Origin of the sequence: Catenulispora sp. GP43 (assembly GCF_041260665.1) — a bacterium.
Lineage (GTDB): Bacteria > Actinomycetota > Actinomycetes > Streptomycetales > Catenulisporaceae > Catenulispora.
In genome coordinates this window covers 178494-199837 of record NZ_JBGCCT010000016.1, presented here as the reverse complement: position 1 = coordinate 199837, position 21344 = coordinate 178494, and the positions used below count along the sequence as shown (strand labels likewise).

Below are 21344 nucleotides of genomic sequence, written 5' to 3'. Positions count from 1 at the left end.
GCCAGCCAATGGATTCGCAGAGCCCGCTCAGCGGTCGGAGGGCGCCAAGGCGTCGCGCACCGAGTCCCCGAGCAGGTTGAACGCGACGACGAAGATCAGGATCGCCACGCCCGGGACGAGCATGTAGGTGATGTCGGACAGGTACACCTCGGCCCCGCGGTGGATCATGCGCCCCCAGTCCGGCGTCGGCTCGTCGATCCCCGCGCCGAGGAACGACAGCGCGGCCTCGGCCGTGACATAGGCGGGCACCGACAACGAGGCCGACACCAGGATCGGTGTCCAGAGGTTGGGAAGCAGCTCCCTGACGATGATCCGCGCCGGCGAGGCCCCGCCGATCCGCGCCGCCTCGACGAACTCCCGCGTCCGCAGCGAGATGACCTGCCCCCGCAACAACCGCGCCACCGGCGCCCACCCGAACGCCGACAGCACCACCACCAGCGTCACGACCCGCATCCAGGTCGGCGTCTGCTGATCGGCCGAGACGAACAGCGACTGCACCACCGGCACGAACGCGATGATGAACAGCGTCGACGGGAACGACAGCGCGATGTCCACCACCCGGCTGATCCCGAAGTCGAGCCACCCGCCCCCGTACCCGGCGACCAATCCCACGGCGGTCCCCAGCACGGTGATGATCAGCACCACCGCCAACGCGATCAGCAACGAGGTCCTGATCCCGTACAGCAGCTGGGTGAACACATCCCGCCCCAGCCCCGGCTCCAGCCCCAACCAGAACCGCCCGCTGACGCCCCCCAGCGCACCGGTCGGGTAGCCGTAGTCGTCGAGCAGCCCGGGCTCGTTCTGCCCGTAGGTTGTGTAAGGGTCCTTACCATAGACGGCACTGATCAGCGGAGCGGCCAACGCGACGACGAAGAACAGCCCGACCACCACCCCGGCCACCACCCCGGTCCGGTCGGCCCGGAAGCGCCGCCACGCCAACGCGGCAGGCGTACGCGGCACCGCGACGGTCGCCGCACGGTGGTCGGGGAAGGCGGCTGCGGGCTCGGCCGAGACGGTGATGTCCATCTCGGGACCGTCCATCCTTGAGCTGGTCATGCGGTGGCTCCGTGGGCAGGAATCGCGCGGCGGGAGAAGCCCGGTCTAATGCGGGACCGGGCGTGGAATGTGATTCATCGCCACTGTCGGGCGGCGTGGAAGAAAGCTCTCATCCGGCCGAGGGCGCTGACAATATTCGCGGCGATAGAGAAATAGCAGTGCGGTGATAACATCGGGCGCTTCCGACCCGCCCAACACCGCCGCCGCAAGCCAACCATCACCTACTTCGGCAGCGTGTTGTACGTCCGCGCCGCCCAGTCCCGCAAATGCGGCGCAGACGCGGTCAGTTCGCGGTAGGCCGCGACCGCCGACCGGTACAGCGCGTCCACGAGCTCGTCGCACACCGCGCCGACTCGCCAGGCCAGCAAGTAGCGGCACCACAGGGGTGTGCCCGTCAGCGGTTTGACCACCACGTCCTCGGTGGCGGCGAAGGTCGCCTGCACCACGCCCACGCCGAGGCCGTCGGCGATCATCGACTGGAGTTGGCCGCGGTCGCCGAGGAACTCGTGGACGGTCGCCGGTTGGAAGCCCGCGACCTGGCAGGCCGTGTAGAACACTCCGGGCCAGCCCGCGCCGTCGTCGGGTGTCACGAACCATGCGCCGTCCGCCAGCTCCGTGAGGTCGACCTCCATCCGATGCGCGAGGGGGTGGCCCGCCGACATCGCGACGAAGCTCGGCTCGGTGACGATCCCCCGGTGCGCCACCGCGGGCGAGTGCCGCAGTTCCTGTCCGGGGTAGTCGACGGCGAGCGCCACGTCCACGTCGCCGTCCTCGAGCATGCCGACGATCTGCGCGGAGGAGTAGACGCTCGTCACCGTCACCGCGTGGTCCGGCGCCGCGCCGCGGAACCGGGCCAGCAGCCCCGGCAGCATCGGCGTGTTGGTCACCGCGAGTGTCAGCACTCTGCCGGCCCCCGCCGCCGGGCGCGTGCCGCGCGGCCCCATGGCCTCCACGCGGGCCACGACCTCCCGGGCCTGGGCCACGACCTCCGCGCCGAACGGTGTGGGCTCCACCCCGGCGGTGCTGCGCTCGAACAGGGGCTCCCCGAAGTACTGCTCGATCCGCTGAAGCTGCGTGGTCATCGCCGGCTGTGAATACCCCTGCGATACCGCCGCACGGCGCAGGCTCCCGGTATCGGCTATTGCGCACAAGGCACGCAGATGCCGGATCTCCAGCCGCCCCATAAGTCCCCCTAGTGAATTCGGTCGGTTGTTATCGCGCGGCTGGAGAACTGTTATAGAAACGATCGGATGCTCAGAGCCGTCCCACAACGGCTTCCGGATCATTGGCCGGATTCCGCGGAGCATCCGGCGCGGTCGGCGCGCTCTTCGCCGCAGCCGCAGCCGGCGTCGGATCGATGTACGACGGCGTCGGATCCGCCTCGGGCGCACAGGTCTTGGCGACGAAGCCCTTGCCGGACGGCATCGTCCCGTCCCTCAGGTACGCGACGAACGTGTCGTCCAGACAAGAGTCGCCATGGAACAGGATCTCGTGGAAGCTGCCCCCGTTCTGCACGACCAGCTTCGAACTCGGCAGCGCCTCGTGCATCGCCACGGCACCGGCGTACGGCGTCGCCGGATCCTCGGTGGCCTGGAACAGCAGCACCGGCGGCAGCCCCTTGCCGGTGATCGGCAGCCGGCCGGCGGTGTCGCCCTGGTACGGCCAGAACATGCAGGCCGCGTTGTACCACATGTTGTTGTACGTGTAGAACGGCGCGACCGCGTTCACCGCGGCCTGGTCCTTCTGCCAGAACTGCCAGTCCCGCGGCCACGCGTTCTCAGTGCACTGCACCGCGTTGTAAGCCGGGAACGTGCCGTCGTCCGCACCCGGCGCCGCATAGCGGTTGTACGCGATGTTCAGCGGCCGGGTGTCGTGCTTGACCAGATAGCCCGACAGGACCGTCGCCATCCGGGGCCAGCGCAGGAAGTTGTAGCCGCCTCCGTAGAAGGTGTCCTCGAACTCGGCTGGACCGATCTTCCCCGGCGCCGGCGAGGCGTCGACAGGGTTGGTCCGCAGGTCCTGCTCGACCGCGTTGTAGTTCTTGATGACGGCGTCGGGCGTTGTGCCGAGGTGATAGACGCTGTCGGCCTTGGCCGTCCACTCGGCGAAAGCCTCGAAGCGCTGCTGATGCTCCTTGTCCTGCAGGATATTGTGGTCGTACCACGTGATCGTGGGCCCGACGATGCTGTCCAGGACCATGCGCCGGACGCGCGAGGGGAACAGCTGTCCGTAGGTGGAGCCGAGCGAGGTACCCCACGATCCCCCGTAGAAGGAGATCTTCGAAACCCCCAGCGCCCGCCGGATGCTGTCCAGATCCCGCGCGTTGTCCACGGTCGTCATGTGCGGCAGCAGCCAGCTCCAGTTCGCCGCGCAGTCGGCCGCGTACTTCGCGTCCTTCTCCAGCCACGCCTGGGACGTCCCCTGCGAGACCTGGTAGTCCGGACGTTCCCCGTCGAAGTAGTGCGCATCGCACGTCACGTGCGGATCGCTGGCGTTGGTACCGCGCGGGTCGAAGCCGATCCAGTCGTATTCGGACGCCACGTCAGCCGGCATCTGGCCGGCGATGTAGGCCGGCATCCACAGGCCGCTGTCGCCGGGGCCGCCGGGGTTGAGCAGAATAGGCCCCTGCTGCTTGGCTTTGGGCGCGGTGGCCGGCAGCCGGTCCACCTTGATCTTGATCTTCTGCCCGTGCGGCTTGCTGTAGTCCACGGGGACCTCCAGCATCGCGCACTGGAGCGCGGGCGTCGTCGGATCGTCGCACGAGGCCCAGTTCAGCGCTCCTTGCCCGGTGTCGTGCGCGACGGCCGCCTCGAGCGCCGATTCCGGGCCCGCCGACGGCGCCGCGGACGCCGGTACGGCGCACACCGCCGCCACGGCCGCCGCGGCGGTCACTATGACGACTGTCTTATTCACCGTCTTATTCACTGTCTTTCTCATGGATCAGCACCGTCCTGCGTTCATGTCCATCAGCCGGGACAGCACGACGTCCCCCGATGCGTTCACACCGTCGTGCTCGAATTCGTTGGTCACCCAGGCACGGGCCGCGCCCACCTGGTTCAGCGTGCGCAGCGACAGCTCCGCCGGGACGTACATGTCGTCGTGGTAGACGGCCGCAGCCAGCGGGACCTGGTTGGCGGCCAGGCGTTCCGGGTCGTAGAGCGCCGGCCAGTCGGTCCAGTCGGCCAGGATCTCGGCGGCCGCGGCGAAGGGTCGCAGGGCCTTGATCTCCTCGAACATCCAGGGATAGATCATCTCGCCGGTGAACAGCAGCGGATCGGCGTCCTCGGCGAACCGCGGATGCTCGGCCATGATCCGCTGCGCCGCCCACGCGGTCGGCACCGGGCCCTGGGCGAAGCACGGCTCCTGCATGATGGTGAACAAGGGGTTGTCGACGTAGCCGGTGTGCTGCATGACCTGGAGCGCGAAGGTGTCGGTCAGCTCGCCGGAGCCGTCGAAGGCCTCGTCCAGGATCCAGTGCACGCGCTCGAAACCGTCACTCATCCCGAACGCCAGCCCCAGGTTGCGCAGCCGGCGCGCGGTCAGCCGGGTCCCGTCCGGCAGCAGGACGCGACCGGTGCCGGCGGCGTCGGCGATCCTGCGGACCAGTTCGGCGTCGGCCGGATAGCGCGCGTAGTATTCGCGGTTCTTGGCCTCCACCAGCGGATAGGTAATGCGGTAGACGTCATCGGCGGTGGCCTCCAGCCCCGACAGGCCGCCGGTGATGTGGCAGGCGCGCAGCCCCTCCGGGGCGAGCGAGAGGTAGGTCAGGGTGATGAAACCGCCGTAGCTCTGGCCCAACGTCTCCCAGGGCTCGTCCCCGCACAGCCGCTTCCTGACCAGCTCGGCGTCGCGGACGATCGCGTCCGCGCGGTGCAGCGCCAGATACCGCGCGAGGTCCTTGCCGGAGGCGAACCGGCTCGCGAAGCCCGGGTTCACCGGGGTGGAGCGGCCGGTGCCGCGCTGGTCGAACAGCAGCACGCGATGGGTCCGCAGCGCCCGCGCGAGCCAGCCCGGGTAGTGGCCGCTGGGCCGGGGTGCCTTGCCGCCGGGACCACCTTGCAGGAAGACCAGCCAGGGCAGACTCCCGGCTTCCGCGGCGCGCACCGGGTCGACGATCTCGCGTGCGAAAACGTCGATCGTGGCGCCGTCGGGCTCGTCGTGGTCGAGGGGGACGGGGAACACGTGGTCGGTCACGGCCAAACGTGGGTTCATCAAGAAGGTCACCTCGGGAGGGAGTGGAGGAACGGAAGGAACGACCGCCCGGGCCGGGCGGCTCGTGGCCGCCCGGCCCGGATCATCGGAGATGTGGCGATACAGATGTGGTCAGTACAGATGTGGTCAGTACTGCGTGGAGACCGTGACGCCGCTGAATGCGCTGACCGCGTACAGGCTGATGTAGCGGTAGCCCGCCGCCGTGTTGGTCACGGTGACCTTCTGCGTGGTCCCGGAGCCGGTCGAACTCGCCGTGTACGTGCTCGGGCCGGCCCAGTTGTCGGGGTCGTAGTAGAGGGCTGCGTTACCGGTGCCGCCCGCGGTGGAGACGGTCAGCGTGCTGGTGCCGGCCGGCAGGTAGATCCACAGGTAGTCGGTGTTGCCGGTGGCCTCTGCCTGGTTGGCCCGGGAGCAGTTCTGGGCCATCGCCTGCGGGTTCGGGTCGGTGCAGGCCGGCAGGGTGGTGGTGCCGCCGCCGGCGGCCACCGCGCTGAGCCAGGAGTCGAAGTCGGCGTCGTAGGCGGTGCCTATGTTGTTGTAGACGGCGTACCCGCCGGTGTAGTCGCCGGTGCGGAAGTGGCTGAGCATGCTGCTGATGACGTCGGGGTGCTTCTCGAACATGTACCGGACGGCGAGGTAGCCCCACGGGTAGGTACGCGTGGTGTCGTCGACGGTGTAGTTGTTCTGGAACAGCTGACTGAGCTTGTAGGTGTGCTTGGCCGCCTCGGCGACCGCCTCGGTGTCGGTGACGCCGCGGTAGGTGTACGACACGTACTCGGCCTGGCCCTCGATCCACCAGACGTCGTTCACCGCGACCTGGGACCCGAAGTCGCCCTTCATGTCGTAGATCGACTGCTGGATGTGGGCGAACTCGTGGTTCAGGTTCCAGGCGTCGGCCGTGAAGCCGTTGTCCGTCGGCTCCTGGTAGAGGATGGAGTAGGCGACGTTGTTGGGGTCCGACGGCGTGCCGGTCATCGTCTCACCGCCGTTGTCGGTGTCGTTGCCGAAGATCGCCCACGAGTAGGTGACGTAGTCGGCGCGGCTGCCGTAGATGACCAACTTGACGTTGAAGTACTGCCCGGGGATCGGCCCGCTGGCGTGGTCGAGGTTCTCGAACCAGGGCACCTCGTTGGCCACGCTGGAGCAGACATCAGTCTGCTGCTGCGCGGTCAGCGCCTGGGCCATGATGGTGAAGTTGCTGCAGCTGTAGGAGATCGGCAGCGAGGCGGCGGTGAGCTGCGCGGGCAGGTTGCAGTCGCCATAGTACGAACACTGTGACGCGTCGTACTGGCTGGTCTGGTAGGCGACGTGGACCCACAGGTCGGCGGTCGGGCCGGTGATGGAGGCGAAGCCGAGCAGGCCCTTGGCCAGCGGTCGGATCTTCGTCTGGAGCGCCGTGATCCCGACCATACGCGCCAGGTCGTTGCCGGCGTTGGAGTCCAGGACGTCGTTGGAGCCGCCGAGCAGCGCTGCGTGGTTGCGCGCGAAGGAGTTCAGGGTGTCCGCGATGCTGGAGTCGTTGGTCACCGCGGTGACGAACGCCGGGTTCCAGTTGCCGTTCCACAGCGGCGTGTAGACGTTGTTCAGGAAGCCGTCCATGTAGTAGGAGGCGTCCCACGCGCTGGTGTAGGCGTTGAGGATCTTCTTGTACGTGTTCAGGAAGGAGCTCTGCACCTGCGCGCTGTCGGTGATGATGACCGCCTCGCCCAGAACCTGGCCGTTGCCGTCGCTGACGTCGCCGAAGTGCGGGGTGTTGAACAGCGTGGTCAGGCCGGAGACGACCGCGTTGCTGAGCGTGGCGTCGTAGGCCGGCACCCCGGAGTTGGCCTGGTACTGGACGTAGTACCCGGCCTGCATGAAGTACATCAGCTCATAGAGACCGGTGGAGTCGTCACCGGTGTAGGTCGAGGCCGAGCTGGCGACGGCGTTCGCGACCGTGAGCATGTTGGTCTCGTTGAAGACCGCGTTCGCGGGGGTGCCGCTCAACGAGAACAGCGGGTTTATGCAGGCGGTCGGGTCGACGGACTCGATGAAGGAGACCAGTGCGGCACCGCTGCGGCCGGAGAAGTCGGCGGTGGTGCAGGAGGTGACCGCCGCCTTGTGGACGACCGCGGCGTGGGCGTTCGCCTTGGTCGCGGAGTGCTGAGTCGGCGATCCGGCTGTCGATCCGGTCGTCGAGCCCAGCTTCACCGGGGCACCGCGCAGCGTGGCGGGCACCGGCGTCGTGCGGTCGGCGGCCGCGGCGGAGGCGGCACCGGTGTCGGCGCCGGTCAGCGACGGAACCTGTGGAGCGTGCTTGGCGACCTGGGCGCTGGCGACCTGGGCGTCGGCCGCCGGCTGGTGGATGCTCGGGTGCTGCGCCGCGGTCGCGGTGTTGGCCAGCAAGCCCACGACGAGCCCCGCGGCCGCCACCGTGGCGGCCGCGAATCTGGGCAGGGGTGATCGGTTGCGCATGGGGTGGCTCCTCAGGGGGTGGCGGTACGCCTTCGAAGGAGGCGCTGTGTGGTACGTAACATGGCACCCTGATGGATAAGGAGCAACAGGCTGAGATACAGCACTCTTCGGGTTGGGGCTACAACATCTGGCGCTACGGATGCGTCTTCGTGTAGGTCCGCGAGGCCCACGCCTGGAAGCTCGGCGACCGGGCGAGCAGCTCCCGGTGCGCCGCGTACGCCGCCGCGAACAGCGCCTCGGCCATTGATTCCGGCATGCTGTCCCGGCGCCAGGCCAGGACGTAGCGGCACCACAGCGGCGTGCCCGCCAGCGCCTTGACGATCACTCCCGCACCCGGGTCGAACGTCGCCTGCACCGGCGAGATCCCGAGCCCGGCCGCGACCATCCCCTGAAGCTGGCCCCGGTCGCCCAGGTACTCATGGACCTTCTGCGGCGTGAACCCCGCGGCCTCGCAGGCCCCGTAGAACACCCCCGGCCAGCCGGCACCGTCGTCCGGGGTCAGGAACCACGCCTCGTCGGCCAGATCGGCGAGGCGCACCTCCAACCCGCGCCGCAGCCGGTGCCGGGCCGGCAGCGCCACGAAGGTCGGCTCGGTGAAGATGCCGCGGTGCGCGATCGCCTCGGAGTGCCGCAGCTCCGCGCCGGGATAGTCGGCGGCGATCGCCGCGTCCAGATCCCCCTTCTCCAACTGCTCGACGGTCTCGGACGAGGCATAGACGCTGCTGACGGTCAGGGCGAGATCCGGGAACTCCTCACGGATCCGTGCCGTCATCCCGGCGAGCACCGGCGAGTTGGTCGCGGCCAGCCGCAGCACCCGCCCGGCCATCCCGTCCGCCTCCGGTACCACGTCGATGGCGTCCACCCGCGCCACGATGTCCCGGGCCCGCGCGAGGATCTCCCGGCCGTACCGCGTCGGCTGCACCCCGGCGGCGCTGCGCTCGAAGACATCCCGCCCGAAGTACTGCTCGATCCGGCGCAGCTGCGAACTGAGCGCCTGCTGCGAGTAGCCGAGAACCACCCCGGCCCGCGCGACGCTGCCGGCGTCCGCGATGGCGCACAGGATCCGCAGGTGGCGAAGTTCGAGATCCATTAGCGAGCCCTAACAGTCTGCCGATGAGATCGGAGCGGATGGTACGGCTACTGATTCTCTAGACAGACTCGCCAGAAGGGCAGGGGTAACGAAAACCTGTTCGGCGGGCTCAGCCGACCAGGACGAGGTCCCCGCTCGCCGAGGGCTGTCCGACCACGCGGACGGCGACGTGCCACACGCCCGGGCCGAGCGCCAACCGCGCCAGGTAGCCGCCGGCGCCGTCCGGATCGGCCTCGGCCGTCTGCGCGTCTGTCGGCGAGCGGAGGCTGGTGGCGGTCACGACCACCTTGAGGTCCGGCGCGCCGGCCCGGGCCCGGACCACCACCGGCTCGCCGGGCGGGACGTACTCCGGGATGTCGACGCCGAGGTCGGTGTCGGTGTCCATGAAGGTCTGCGGGGTGAGGTTCTCGATCTTCGCCCAGACGCTCTGCACGAGGTCCGGGTCCTCGGGTTGTTCGCTGTGCCGCACCGGGCGGTAGGCGACGGCGGTGTCGTCGGCCCATTCCGGCGGGATCGCCGCGAAGCGCGGGACGGTGCCGTCGCCGCTGAGGTCGCGCTCGGCGACCACGCCCTGGGCGCCGGTCTTCGGCCAGGTCCAGCGGTAGTCGAAGCCGTCCGGTGTGATCTCGACCCCGGCGCGGGTGTTGTGGCGCCACCCGGCGAACACGTGCAGCGGGGTGCCGTGCCTGGTGTGCCCCTGCTCGTGCAGATCGGCGGCGTCGGCGGCCATCCACGGTTCGATGCCCGGCAGCGGTGCCGCGGCCAGGGTCGCAGGACCCTGCGGCGTGCGGACGCAGGCGAAGCTCGGCAGGAGCTGGTGCAGGGCGGGCATCGTGCGGGCCGCGGCGACCAGCCGGTCGGGCATCCAGGAGCCGCCGGTCAGGGTGCGTACGGTGTTGACCGATCCGGAGTAGGGCGTGCCGATGGTGATGACGCGCCGGCACAGCTCGTGGCCGCCGAGCTGGTTGACGTAATGCCGCGCGACCAGGCCGCCCATCGAATGGCAGACGAAGACGACGCGGGCGTCCGGGTCCCGCCGGGTGTCCTGCCACTGTTCGAGGGCTGATTCGGTGAACCTCTTCAGGCGGCGGGCGGTGTAGCGGTTGGACAACCGCCAGTCGTAGGCGAACTCGGCGACGCGCAGCGGTTCGGGACCCAGCAGGCGCAGCTGCTTGACCATCCCGAGGTAGCCCCGGCCGGAGCCCGCGCCGGGCATCAGGTGCCAGCCGCGCAGGAGTCCGGCCGGCTCCAGGACGTGCGCCGGGTCCGGCGCGTCGTCGCCGAGCCGCTCGGGCAGGGCGAGCGCGGACACCACGGTCTGGAAGTCCAGGATGCCGCGCGCCGCCGTCACGACGCTGGTGTCCCACACGACGCGGTTGCCGCGTTTGAGGACGCTGCCCATGATCCCGGGCACCACGACGACCAGATCCGGCATGCGGATACCTCCCCCGGGCGGACAGACGGCGCCACGACCGAGTATTGCAGAGGTCTGCGATGATGGACGGGGGTTCGGCCACACTCGCCGCAGGGTGCGGATCCGGCCGGTCCCGGGGGGATGGGATGGCAGACAGCGAGGACCGCGCCGATCATGCCGGCAGCGCCGCCCCGGCACCGTCGGCACCGCCGGCACCGCCGGCACCCGGGCCGTCATCGCCGCCTTCATCGCCGTCATCGCCGTCATCGCCGTCATCGCCGTCATCGCCGTCGCCGCACGGCGACGTGGTCATGGTCGTCATGGACACCTTCGACCACCACCCACGGCTCCCCGAGGCCGGGCGGCTGGCCCGGGAGGCGGCGGCCGAGCTGGCCCGCCTCGGATTCGGCCCGTCGGGGGTCGACCTGACCGGCGCGAAGGGGGCCTTCGACGAGGTCTGGGCCCGCATCGAGCAATGGCAGCCCGGGCGCGCGCCGGTGGTGCTCTACTGGACCGGGCACGGCCAGCAGCTGCGGATGGACGGCCTGCACCTGCTGTGCCGGGACACGCCGGCGCCGCTCCAGGTGACCGGCCTCACCCGGGCCGTGCGCGCCGCCCATCTCGGCGCCGCCATCGCCCGCAAGCGGATCCCGAACGCGATCGTGCTGATCGATGCCTGCTATGCCGGCGGCGGCGCGCTGGAGATCATCGAGGGCTACGACGCGGCGCTGCGGGAGCTCGGCGGCCGGGACGCGCAGGCGATGGAGATCTCGGTGATCACCTCGGCCCGCGAGGACCAGCGGGCGGTCGAGGGCGTGTTCCCGGCGGCGGTGCGCAAGGCCGTGTCCGCGAAGTTCGATCCGCTCTCGGCCCGCATCTCGCCGGAGGAGTTCGCCCAGGCGATCCAGGACGCGTACGACTCCGCCGAGGTCCGGAACCAGCGCGTCGGGTTCAAGAAGTCCGGGGTCGGGCGGCCGGACGCCCACAAGGTGTTCCGCAATCCCGCCTACCGCCCCGATTCGCCGCCGGTGCAGATGGAGCTCCGCGAGGGCGCGGAGCACCGCATCGAGGACGATCTGGACGACCACTTCCTGCTGAAGTTCCGGGGCCTGGAGGTGCTCGGGGACCAGGGCTGGTTCTTCAGCGGCCGCAGGGAGACGCTGCACCGGATCGGCCGGTTCCTGGACCACCCGGGCCCGGGGGTGTTCGTGCTGACCGGACCGCCCGGCAGCGGCAAGAGCGCGGTGCTCGGCCGGCTCGCGGTGCTGTCGAACCCGCGGACCCGCGAGGCGGCCCGGCAGGCCGGGGCACTGGACGAGCAGGGCGCGGTCCGGTGGCCGCAGCGGCCGATCACCGGCGGCCTGCACGCCCGCGGGCTGACGTTCGCGGCGTGTGTCAGTGGCCTGGCCCGGGCGCTGGGCGCGGACACCGCGGACGTCCGGGACCTCACCGCCGAGATCGCCCGGCGGACCACCGCCGGCGAGCGGGTCACCCTGATGCTGGACGCGCTCGACGAGGCCCAGCCGGCCGACATCCTGCGCATCGTCACCGACCTGCTGCGGCCGGCGGTCGCGACCGGGGCGAAGGTCCTGGTGGGGACGCGCCGGTCGGCGGTGCGGGAGGGAACGTGGCCGCGGGTCAACGTCCTGCTCGAACGGCTCATCGCCGAGGCCCACTTCCAGGCCTGGGACCTGGAGAAGGACCCGGCCGGGCAGGACGACGTCGCGGCGTACATCACCAAGCGGCTGCGCACCGCGCCGACGTCCCCGTACCGCGATGCCGACGACCCGGAGAAGGGCAGGGCCGAGGCCGCTGAGGCGGGCCGGATCCTGGCCGGGCGCTGCGGCGGGGTCTTCCTCCCGGCCCGCGTGTTCTGCCACGTCCTGATCCATCAGCCGTACATGCTCGACCTGGAGCGGCAGGAGAACCTCGACCTGTTCTCCACCGACATCAAAGAGGCCTTCGACACCGACTTGCAGCGCTTCGGCACCGACGAGCGCTGGGTCCGGGACCGGCTCCGGACCCTGGCCTGGGCCGAGGGCAACGGCCTGCCGGCGGCCGGCGTGTGGCCGGCGGTCGCCGAGGCCCTGCTGGTCCCCCCGCCCGGAACCGTGCTCGCGGGTCCGCCGGCCGGCGTGGACGACGCCGAGATCGAGCGGCTGATCAGGCTGGCGGCGCCCTACCTGATCGAGGCCACCGAGAGCGGGCAGCCGGTGTACCGGCTCTACCACGAGCAGTTCATCGGCTACCTGCGCGGGGACGACGATCCGGCGGAGCGGCAGAACCGGATCACCGAGGCCCTGCTCGCGCTGGCCGGGGAGAAGGGCGACCGGGACTGGGAGCGGGTCAACCCGTATCTGATCCGGCACCTGCCGGCGCACGCGGCGCAGGCCGGGCTCCTGCCCGGCCTGCTGGCCGACCCCGGGTTCCTGGTGCACGCCGACCCGGACCGGATCACGGCCGTGATCAAGCAGACCGAGTTCGTCTTCGACGACCAGCCGCTGGCCCGGCTCTACGACCGGCTCGCCGACCGGATGGCGGCGCTGGACCCGGCCGGGCGCGCCGAACTGCTGCAGACCGGCGCCGGCCAGTACGAGCCCGAGGCGCTGACCAAGCTGCGCGGCCTGCCCGGGCTGCTGTGGAGCGGGATCACCAGCATCGCCGAGCCCCAGCCGTTCTACCGCTCCTTCGAGGGACACACCGAACCGGTCACGGAGCTGGCGGTGGTCCCGGCCGGCGGACAGACCCTGCTGGTCACCGGGTCCCGCTCGATCCTGCACGTGTGGGACGTCAAGACCAGCTCGCGCAAGCAGACCGTGCCCCGGCCGCGAGCGCTGGACGGCCGCGCGATCGTCGGCCTGCACGGCGCCGAGCCGGTCCTGGCGGTCGCGGTCGGCAGGCGGATCAGGATGCTGCCCCTGACCGGCAACCGGGAACTGAACAGCGTGGACTTCCCGCAGCCGGTCTCGGCGATGGCGCTGCACCGGACGACCGACGGGCGCGATCTGCTCGCGGTCGCCGAACACACCCTGATCACGGTCGTCGACCTCGGCCGGGACGTGCGGACCAGCGTGACGTACGGCAAACCGGTCGAGCTGCTGGCGTGGACGGACCTGGACGGCGAGCCGGTGCTGGCCGGGTCCGGCGGCGGCGACTTCTGGCTGTGGCCGCTGGACGGCGCGGCGCAGCCGGCGGCGGTGCACACCTCGAGCCAGCCGATCTGGAGCATGGCGGTGACGGCCGACGCCTCGGGGGTGCTGTGCGCGTGGTCGCGCACCCACGGCGACATCGAGGTCATGACCGCGGAGCGGGTGGACGGCGAGCCCGACAACGGTCCCGACGGCAGCGGCCTGGCCTGGCGCACCGGCGGGGTCCGGGTGCTCCGGGGGCACCGGCAGGTCGTCGGCGCCTTGGCCTTCGCCGGGCTGTACGGCCGGCAGGCGCTGGTGAGCGGCTCGGAGGACCGCACCGCCCGGCTGTGGGACGTCGCGACCGGCTCGCACCGCGTGCTGCAGTCGGCCACGCACGTCGAGACCGTCGCCGCCGCCGTCTTCGAGGGCCGGATCGTGGTGGCCACCGGGGACCGCGGCGCCGGGGTGCGGTTGTGGAACCCGGCCCCGGACGCCGACACCGACACCGACACCGACACCGACAACAGCACTGGCACTGGTACCGGCACCGGCACCGGGCTGGCACCCGCCTCGCGCGACACCGCCGCCGCCCCGGTGCGCGCCGTGGCCGTGGCGCCGCACATCGGATCCCTGGCGGGTCTGGGCCCGGACCCCGATCCGGACGACGACATCACCGTCGTCTTCGGCACGGAGGACGGCACGGTCCAGATCAGGCACGGGGACGGCACCCTGCTCTACGAATGGACCCGGGACTCGGGCGAAGTGGTGGCGGTGGCCACCGACGGGCGGCGGGCCGTGGCCGGGCACCGGGACGGCGTGATCGAGCTCTACGACCGCGTGACCTGCCGGCCCACGTCCTATCCCGGGGCCCATGGGGGCCGCGTCGAGGCACTGGCGTTCCTGCCCGACGGCTCGTGGGTGAGCGCCGGTCTGGAGGGCGCGGTCCGGCTGTGGCCGCTGTACGGCCAGAAACAGATAACGCTGGCACGTCCGGGGCAGCAGACGCCGTTCCGCGCGCTGGCGACGGCACGCACGGCGGACGGCGCGCGGATCGCGGCGATCGCGCGCAGGCGGGTCCGGATCTGGGACTGGCCGGGACCGGTGCAGGGGACCGATCTGACCCTGCCGGCCGAGGCCGCGTCCCTGCGCTCGGGAGCCCTGGCGGAGTTCGACGACGGCACGGTACTGGCGCTCGGCGACACCGAAGGGGTGATCCACGTGCTGCCGGTACCGGGGCGCGACGGCGGCGGCGCGGGTCCGGCGGGCCTGCGCGCCCCGGTGGTCTGCCGGGGCCACACCGGCCTGGTCCACGCCCTGGCCCTGGGAACGCTTCGGGGCCGGCCGGTCCTGGCCAGCGCGTCCACCGACCGCACCGTCCGGATGTGGGATCCGGCCGACGGCACCGAGCTCAACCGGTGGTCGGCCGAGGCCTCGGCGGAGGAGATGGCGACGGCTGGCTTCCACCTGACCGAGGAGCGCCTGCTGCGGGTCCTGGGGATCGGGCGGGCGGTCCATGTGGCCGACGCGCGGCGGGCCGGCGGTCCCGAGCCCCTGCCGCAGCTGTAGCAGTAGCTGGGATCACAGGATCCCGGGGACGAGCACCATCGAGACCACCATGCCGACCACCCCCAGGACGATCGACCCGTGGTAGCGCAGGCGCCGCTTGTCCACCTCGTCGCGCATGATGTCCCGCTTCTCCTCCGCGCTCAGCGTGTTGTCGAACGCCAGCGCCGCCTCCCGCTCCACGGTCTCGGCCAGATGCGCGGCGTAGGCCAGCAGCATGGCGTCCAGGATCCAGAGCCCGGAGTCGACGACCACCTGGCCCCGGGGGAAGTGGGAGCCGCCCTCGATCGAGGTCAGCAGATTGATTCCGGCGCCGGCGGCGAGACCGGCCAGGAAGTTCAGCAGCGACGGCGGGATCAGCGGGATCACGCGGCCATGCTAGGGATCCGGCGGTGCCGCGGACAGCCGCTCGCGCCGTTGATATCAGGACTCGATGTCAGAGCCGTGATTCGTGATGCCGTGATTCGTGATGCCGTGGTTCGTGGTGCCGTGGTTCGTGGCGCCGTGGTTCGTGGTGCCTCAGAGCAGCCGGCGCCACCGGTCTCCGAACGCCTCGACGGCGAGCTGGTCCAGGTCGGCGATCACGGACCGGGGTACCGGTTCGGCCGCGAGGCGTATCTTGATCTGCTCCAGCCGCAGACTCCGGGCGGTCCACTCCTGGTACTGATCCTCTATTCGCTTCGTGCGGCCGCTCCGGTTGCGCAGGGCCTCTTCCCGGCTGTCGATGTTCCGGGTGATCTCCCGCTCAACCCTCGGGATGCTGCTGCGCGCCTGGCTCAGGAGCTCCGCGTCCACCGTCTGGGCCGTGACGGTGCCCGCCGCCGGGTCCGGCACCGGAACCGGGGGCTGCACCGGGTTCGCCGACGTACCCGTCCCGTTCTGGGTGTTCCCCGCCGTGGGCTTGGGGATGCGGAACTGCTGCGCGATGTCCTCGAACATCAGCGGCAGGTCCTTCTTGACCATCTGCCAGATGCACGCGGCGACCTGGCAGACCACGAAGGCCAGCTTGGTGCTCTCGGTCTCCGGCTCAAACGTCTGCGGGGTGTTGATCAGCGCGTTCTGGCTCTGATCGTTCCAGACGTTCTCGTCGTGCAGCCAGTCCTGCAGGGTCTCCAGCAGCTCGTAGCCCTTCTCCTGCTGGTGCTTCTCCGAACTGAGCAAGTACGCCTCCGCGCACAGGGCCTTGTCGATCTCCGGCAGGGTTCCGGAGGTCTGCTGGATCAAGGCGTCGAGGTTCACGTACCCCGCCCGGATCTTGGCCCGGTTGGCGCCGGCGGCGTGCTTGCGCAGGGCGATCAGGCACATCGCGGTCGTCATCGCGTCGGTGTTCCACTTCCCGGTACCGCTGGTCCACCCCAGCTGTGAGCGCTCGACCAGCCAGTTCGCGGCGGCGCGGGCAGCGGCGCCGCCCGCCTCGCCGGCCTCGCACAGACTGGTCAGCACCCGGGCGGTCATCCACGGGACCCGCGAGGGATAGTAGAAGCCGAGCGCGTCCTGAGCGGCCACCACGGCCTCGGCGAGGCGGTTGATCCGCGCTTCGCTGCGATCCGCCTCCGGCGCGGTGGACTCCATCCACAGCAGGACCGCGGCCATCCAGATCTGGTGCGTCCGATCCAGGTCGAAGTCGTCGGGGAACTTGGCGCGCCGCATGGAGTCCCGCATTTTGACGAAGTCCTCGTACTCACGGGTCGGCTCGCCGCCGGTGTAGTGCGGAAGCTCGCCATCCGCCCCGGACTCCCACTTGTCCCGGACCCACTCGCCGCACAGCGCCCACTTCTCGGCCATGTCCAGGTGGGCCATCGCGATGGCGGCGAACGCCGCCGACGCCGCGTTCTGCCCCCACTCCGGATCGCGGTCCACGTATTTGCCCAGCGACAGGACCAGCTCGCGCCGCCGGTCCCAGGACTTGGTGATCCGCCGGGACACCATCCCGGCGGCACCGCCGAGGTCCACGATGTCCCAGACCCGGTCCAGGACCGCCTTGACGGCCTCGTCCCCGGACCCGACCAGATAATCCCAGGCCACCTGCGCCGGATGCCTCACCGGTTGCTGCCCGGTGCCCCAGTACAGCATCGCGTAGCGGGCCAGGTGGGCGCCTATGGAGCGGCTCTGGACCCGGAAGGAGGTGTCCGCCGGCTCGATCAGGTTCCGCAGGCGCAGCGGCTCGATCGCGTCCCGGAACACAGTGTGTGCGAACACCGACGGGACGTCGATCTCGAACATCCCCATGCACGCGAAGTGGAACAGCGCGTCACGATGCGACTGCTCGGTCAGGTCGTCCAGCCGCAGCCTGCTGCCGATGTACTGCACCAGTTCGGCGTCGCCGGGCATGACCAGCTCGTGCTCGTCCATGTAGCCGCAGACGTAGCCCAAAAGCATCAGGTCCTTGCCGTTGCCGCACAGCGCCTCGATCTGCTGCCGCTGGTCCTCGGTCAGCGCCGGGTACTCCTGCAGCCGCTGGTCGAAGACGGTCTGCGGTTTCGCCGCCGCCGCCAGGACGTCGAACGGCTTGAGCATGTGGTCCATGCGGTCGACCCGGCCGGTGGCCAGCACCGAGATCCGCAGCCCGGCCTCCTTCCGGAGCCGGTCCACGAGTTTGAAGATGGCCAGCGCGTTGCCCTGGTTCAGGTGGATATCCTCGATGACCAGCAGGTACCAGGTGTTGTACGGCTGCAGCAGCAGCGCCTCCACGACCGAGGCCGGACCGTCGTGCGGGTCGATGAGGTTCAAGGTGACCAGCCCGGACCGGTCCGGGCGGCTCAGGCACTGCTTCGCCCAGTACCGGACCTGGGTGGACTTCCCGGACCCGGTCGGACCGGTGATGGTCACCGACTTGTGGTCCGTGAGCAGCCGGGTCTTGATCTGGGCCTGCCTGGTGAGCTCCACGATGTTCGCGACCGGCGCGCGCAGCCACTCCGCCAGGTCCGGCACGCCGTTGCCGAAGCTCCTGGTGGTCGGCGGCGTCGGCGGCGTCGGCGCTGCCGGCGGCGGCGCCGGCAGCGTGACCTCCCCGGCGGCCACCGAGAGCGCCAGCACGTCCAGCGTCCACGCCTCGAAGCCGGCCGTGGCCAGGTTCTGGAGCAGGGGCTCGGTGAACGTCATGCTGATCCCCGGCACGTCAGCACCCGGCCGCTTGAGCGTCACCCGCACGCCATCGTCGACATTGACGAAGCTGAACAGCGGCTCGCGCTCCTCGGGGAAACCGTTGAGGGGCGACACGTCCAACGTGTCTAAGCGCTGTTGGCTCTGCTCTCGGAACTCCTTGAGGAACTGCTCAGCGCCAGGCACTGTCCCCGCCTTCGAATAAGCTCACTGATTCGGTTCGCCACGGCCCCCCGACACGGGCGTGGGCGGTGCGGTACTCCGGTTCGGGACTCCTTCACCACGGCCCTCGCGGGCGGCGGGCCTCACTTCGCCGCCTCGCACTGCTTCTGGGCGACGATCTGGAGGTATCCCGTTCCCTGGAGCTCGCCGCGGACATCCTTCACGGCTGAACTCAGGATACCGAAACGCTCGCGTTCCAACAGGCCGCACACTTCGCTTTCGTCACCGAGATCCGTACTCGTGATGCGGCAGGCGTATTCATAGGCATTCGCCGCGATTTCGTCGACGCTGGCCTGCAGGTACGGACGCCAGCGGCGGGCCGAGTGCCGGGCCTGTTGGGTGAACGCGGCCGCCAGGTCGCCCCCGGGCCGCGCCGGGTCGGCCTTGTCGAGCTCGTGCAGGCGCACCGTGGTCACCACGGTCCCGCCCGGGAGCAGCAGGTCGTACCAGTTGCGCACGACGGAGGCGACCTTCTCCTCGCTGAACCGGGTGAGGAAGGCGTCGGTGACGATGACGTCGTAGCCGCCGGTCGCCTCCCGCAGCGCGCCGACCTGGCCGGAATCGCAGAAGTCCGTCTCGTGGACCTGGATGCGCTCCTTGTTCAGGCCGGCGTACCAGCGGCACATCATCAGCGGTGTCGGGCACAGGTCCAGGACGTCCACGGTCGGGCGTTCCACCCCCATGTCCGCCGCGCGCTGGGCGGCGTCGAGCACGTAGGCCAGCATCGAGTAGTCGGCGGCGCCGGTGATCAGGACCCGGGGGGCCTCGCGGCGGAGCTGCCGGGGGGCGTCGAGAACCTGGTCCAGGATCTGGTCGTGGTAGAACTTGTGGTGCCACTGCGGTGTGGAGACCATGTCGAACAGCCGCAGGTAGGGCCAGGCGCCGTGATACCAGCCGCAGGGCTGGTCGCCGTTGCCGACGGTGCACAGCATCGCGGCGTTCCCGGCCATCTGCTCGGCGCTGACCAACAGCGGGTCCCGCAGGTCGATCTCGTCCTCGACGGCGGACTCCGGCTGCGCGGCCCGTTTCCACAGTTCCTTGAACAGGCTCTGGACCCGCTCCACGTCGTCGGTCCGGGCACTGACCTTCCACACCGAGGCGCCCTCCTCGGTCGCCTCCTGGAACACCACGGCCGCCCCGTCGACGATCCACACCGGGCACACGGGGGTCTGGCTGGCCAGGTCCGGCGCGTCGGAGTCGATCTTCGAGATCCACAGCGAGCGCGAGGTCACCCCGCCCTCCAGATCGGCCGACAGCCGGTCGCGCACCGCCTCGGACCGCGGGCCGCCGGGCGGGACCAGGTACAGGCGCTCCATCTTGCGGCCGAGCCCGGCCAGCGTCTCGCTGACCACCTGGGTGAACTCCGTGGCCGAGTCAGCGGCCGGGAGGCGGAACTTCGAGCGGTGCCGGTAGAAGGTCTCCGCCAGATCCGCGTACGAGGTGTTCAGCGGCATGATCTGCTTGACGTTGTCCGTCACCTTGTCGACCAACTGCCGGATCAGTTCCAGGACCGCCTCCCCCGGCAGCCGTACCACCTCGTCGTCGGCACCGTCGAAGTTCGAGCGGTGCGCGTCTCGCGCGTCGAGGGCGGCCGCGAGCGCGGCGGTTATCCGCGACGCCGAATCGGTGAAGGCCCCCTGCCTCCATGGAGAGGCCACCGTCGCGGCCGCGACCGCGGCCATATCATGCTCTGCGCCCATAGCTGCTACTCCTGATTCCGTTAGAGCCGAGCGACAATGGCCAGATGCTCAGCGGGCTGGTCGATGGCGTAGGACTGCACTGTCCAGCCGGCTTGTCTGACGATCTCGAGCCCCTCGTTCGGCAGGAATCGCGTGCTGAAGAAGCACTGCACCCTTTGCCCGGGACGGTAGGTGTGGCCGCTCTTGTCGACGCGGCGGGCGAACGTGACGTCCCCGACGACGGCACGGCCACGGCGCCGCACCTCGAACAGGACGTCCTCGGCCCCGAAGTCCGCGGCCCGCAGCGGTTCCAGTACCGCCGCGGTGAACACGTCGTTCAGGTACGGGGCGAGGATCGCGTCCGGAGAGGCGTCCCGCGGATAGAGCGTCAATCCGACCAGCAGCAGATCGCCCGGCCGCGCCGACGCGGCGAGGTGCCGCAGGGCCCCCACCGGATCGCCGAGGTTCCCCAGCGTGTGCCCGAGAAGGCACATCAGGACCGGCCCGGAGTCCCGGCGCCAGGCCCCGACCCGGTCGGTCCGGGCCTGCTCCACGTCCCACAGCGCGGTCCGCACGTCGAAGGGCCCGAACGGGACGCCGTCGACCGCCAGCCCGGTGGCCAGGCAGCCCCGCGCCATGGTGAGCAGGGTGCTGCTGAAGTCGAGCCCCAGGTAACGGAACCCCGCCTGCCGCGCGTCATCGGGCGGAAGCGGGAACTCGGCCGTGCCGCGCGCACGCTCGGCGGCGGCGGCCTCCTGGAGCAGGGTCAAGAACGCGAGCGTGTGCTCACCGGTGCCGGGACCTATCTCGGCGACCTGTGTCGGCGCCGCTCCCCGCGCCGCCTCCATCAGGACGCCGACCTCCAACTCGGCGGTCCCGACCACCGAGTGGTAGCCCTCGGTCGAGGCCAGCGCGGCATGGGTGAACGCCGCGCTGCCGGCATAGGCGTATTTCAACGGTAGGAACCCGGTATCGGCGTGCGCGAGAATCAGCTCGCTGTGCGCCGGATCTTCGAAGAACGGCAGGTTGCGGCGACCCGTGTCGCTCGCCCCCCACACCCCGGCGGCCCGGTCCCCCGGAAAGCCGCCGGTCATCGGTGATAGGCCCGATGGCCCGGACATGGCACCCCCTCCCCGCGACGCTCCCGCCTCCCCTGATCCATGCGGAGCGCCACAAGTTGTGTGACGCAGCATAGCGAGCATCGAAGAACCCTGACTAGGGCTCACAGCGGTTTCCGTGAGTCGCTGTTCACGGAGAGTATGCAGTGTACGGCGAGGTACACGCCATTTCGGGCACTCGGACGAGTGGTAGCGGCGGGGGAAAGCACTTAGACGCCGGGGGCGCTCGCACACCCCCCTCGCTACCGCCGAACCGCCTACGCCGTGTCGCGCGTCATCGTCATAGACACCGGTATGGACACC

The 21344-nt window shown here is 70.4% G+C and carries 13 protein-coding genes and 1 pseudogene; 1 reads left to right on the top strand and 13 read right to left on the bottom strand.

From position 1 onward, the window contains the following. Positions 1-27: 27 nt before the first annotated feature. From ABH926_RS29760 to ABH926_RS29725, 8 genes are all read right to left on the bottom strand, one after another. The gene (locus ABH926_RS29760; RefSeq protein ID WP_370369166.1) at positions 28-1056 is read right to left on the bottom strand and encodes an ABC transporter permease; all 1029 of its coding nucleotides are present in this window, start codon (positions 1054-1056) and stop codon (positions 28-30) included. Between the two features lie 221 nt (positions 1057-1277). After that, positions 1278-2240, bottom strand: a complete 963-nt coding sequence (locus ABH926_RS29755; RefSeq protein WP_370369164.1) for a LysR family transcriptional regulator — start codon at positions 2238-2240, stop codon at positions 1278-1280. Between the two features lie 70 nt (positions 2241-2310). Continuing rightward, on the bottom strand, positions 2311-3993 hold the full coding sequence (locus ABH926_RS29750) for an alpha/beta hydrolase (RefSeq protein WP_370369163.1): 1683 nt from the start codon (positions 3991-3993) through the stop codon (positions 2311-2313). A gap of 3 nt (positions 3994-3996) precedes the next feature. Continuing rightward, positions 3997-5268, bottom strand: a complete 1272-nt coding sequence (locus tag ABH926_RS29745; protein WP_370369162.1) for an alpha/beta fold hydrolase — start codon at positions 5266-5268, stop codon at positions 3997-3999. 126 nt (positions 5269-5394) lie between these two features. Beyond that, positions 5395-7722, bottom strand: a complete 2328-nt coding sequence (locus tag ABH926_RS29740) for a M9 family metallopeptidase (RefSeq protein WP_370369161.1) — start codon at positions 7720-7722, stop codon at positions 5395-5397. A gap of 133 nt (positions 7723-7855) precedes the next feature. Next, positions 7856-8812 carry a LysR family transcriptional regulator gene (locus ABH926_RS29735; protein ID WP_370369160.1) on the bottom strand — a complete coding sequence of 319 codons (957 nt, stop codon included), beginning with the start codon at positions 8810-8812 and terminating at the stop codon, positions 7856-7858. A 109-nt stretch (positions 8813-8921) separates the two neighbouring features. After that, a complete protein-coding gene (locus tag ABH926_RS29730; RefSeq protein ID WP_370369159.1) occupies positions 8922-10247 on the bottom strand; it encodes an esterase/lipase family protein in 1326 nt (441 codons plus the stop codon). A gap of 151 nt (positions 10248-10398) precedes the next feature. Then, entirely contained in the window at positions 10399-10548 is a 150-nt protein-coding gene (locus tag ABH926_RS29725) for a hypothetical protein (RefSeq protein WP_370369158.1), read from the bottom strand. Between ABH926_RS29725 and ABH926_RS29720 the strand changes: the two genes are divergently transcribed. After that, a complete protein-coding gene (locus ABH926_RS29720; protein WP_370369157.1) occupies positions 10547-14923 on the top strand; it encodes a hypothetical protein in 4377 nt (1458 codons plus the stop codon). The two genes, ABH926_RS29725 and ABH926_RS29720, sit on opposite strands and share 2 nt — an antisense overlap. Before the next feature lie 12 nt (positions 14924-14935). Here ABH926_RS29720 and ABH926_RS29715 read toward each other — a convergent pair whose 3' ends face one another. The 5 genes and pseudogenes from ABH926_RS29715 to ABH926_RS29695 all read right to left on the bottom strand — a co-directional run bounded on the left by ABH926_RS29715 (position 14936) and on the right by ABH926_RS29695 (position 21044). Then, positions 14936-15289: a hypothetical protein gene (locus ABH926_RS29715; RefSeq protein WP_370369156.1), complete on the bottom strand. Its 354-nt coding sequence runs from the start codon at positions 15287-15289 to the stop codon at positions 14936-14938. Positions 15290-15343: 54 nt separating this feature from the next. Next, positions 15344-15427 (bottom strand): annotated as a pseudogene (locus ABH926_RS29710) (transposase); the annotation flags it as partial. Positions 15428-15439: 12 nt separating this feature from the next. Further along, positions 15440-18208 (bottom strand): hypothetical protein, encoded by a 2769-nt coding sequence (locus tag ABH926_RS29705; protein ID WP_370369154.1) that lies wholly within the window; start codon positions 18206-18208, stop codon positions 15440-15442. A 119-nt stretch (positions 18209-18327) separates the two neighbouring features. Continuing rightward, a complete protein-coding gene (locus tag ABH926_RS29700; protein ID WP_370369153.1) occupies positions 18328-19944 on the bottom strand; it encodes a hypothetical protein in 1617 nt (538 codons plus the stop codon). Between the two features lie 20 nt (positions 19945-19964). Then, positions 19965-21044 (bottom strand): L-histidine N(alpha)-methyltransferase, encoded by a 1080-nt coding sequence (locus tag ABH926_RS29695; protein WP_370369152.1) that lies wholly within the window; start codon positions 21042-21044, stop codon positions 19965-19967. Positions 21045-21344 lie beyond the last annotated feature (300 nt).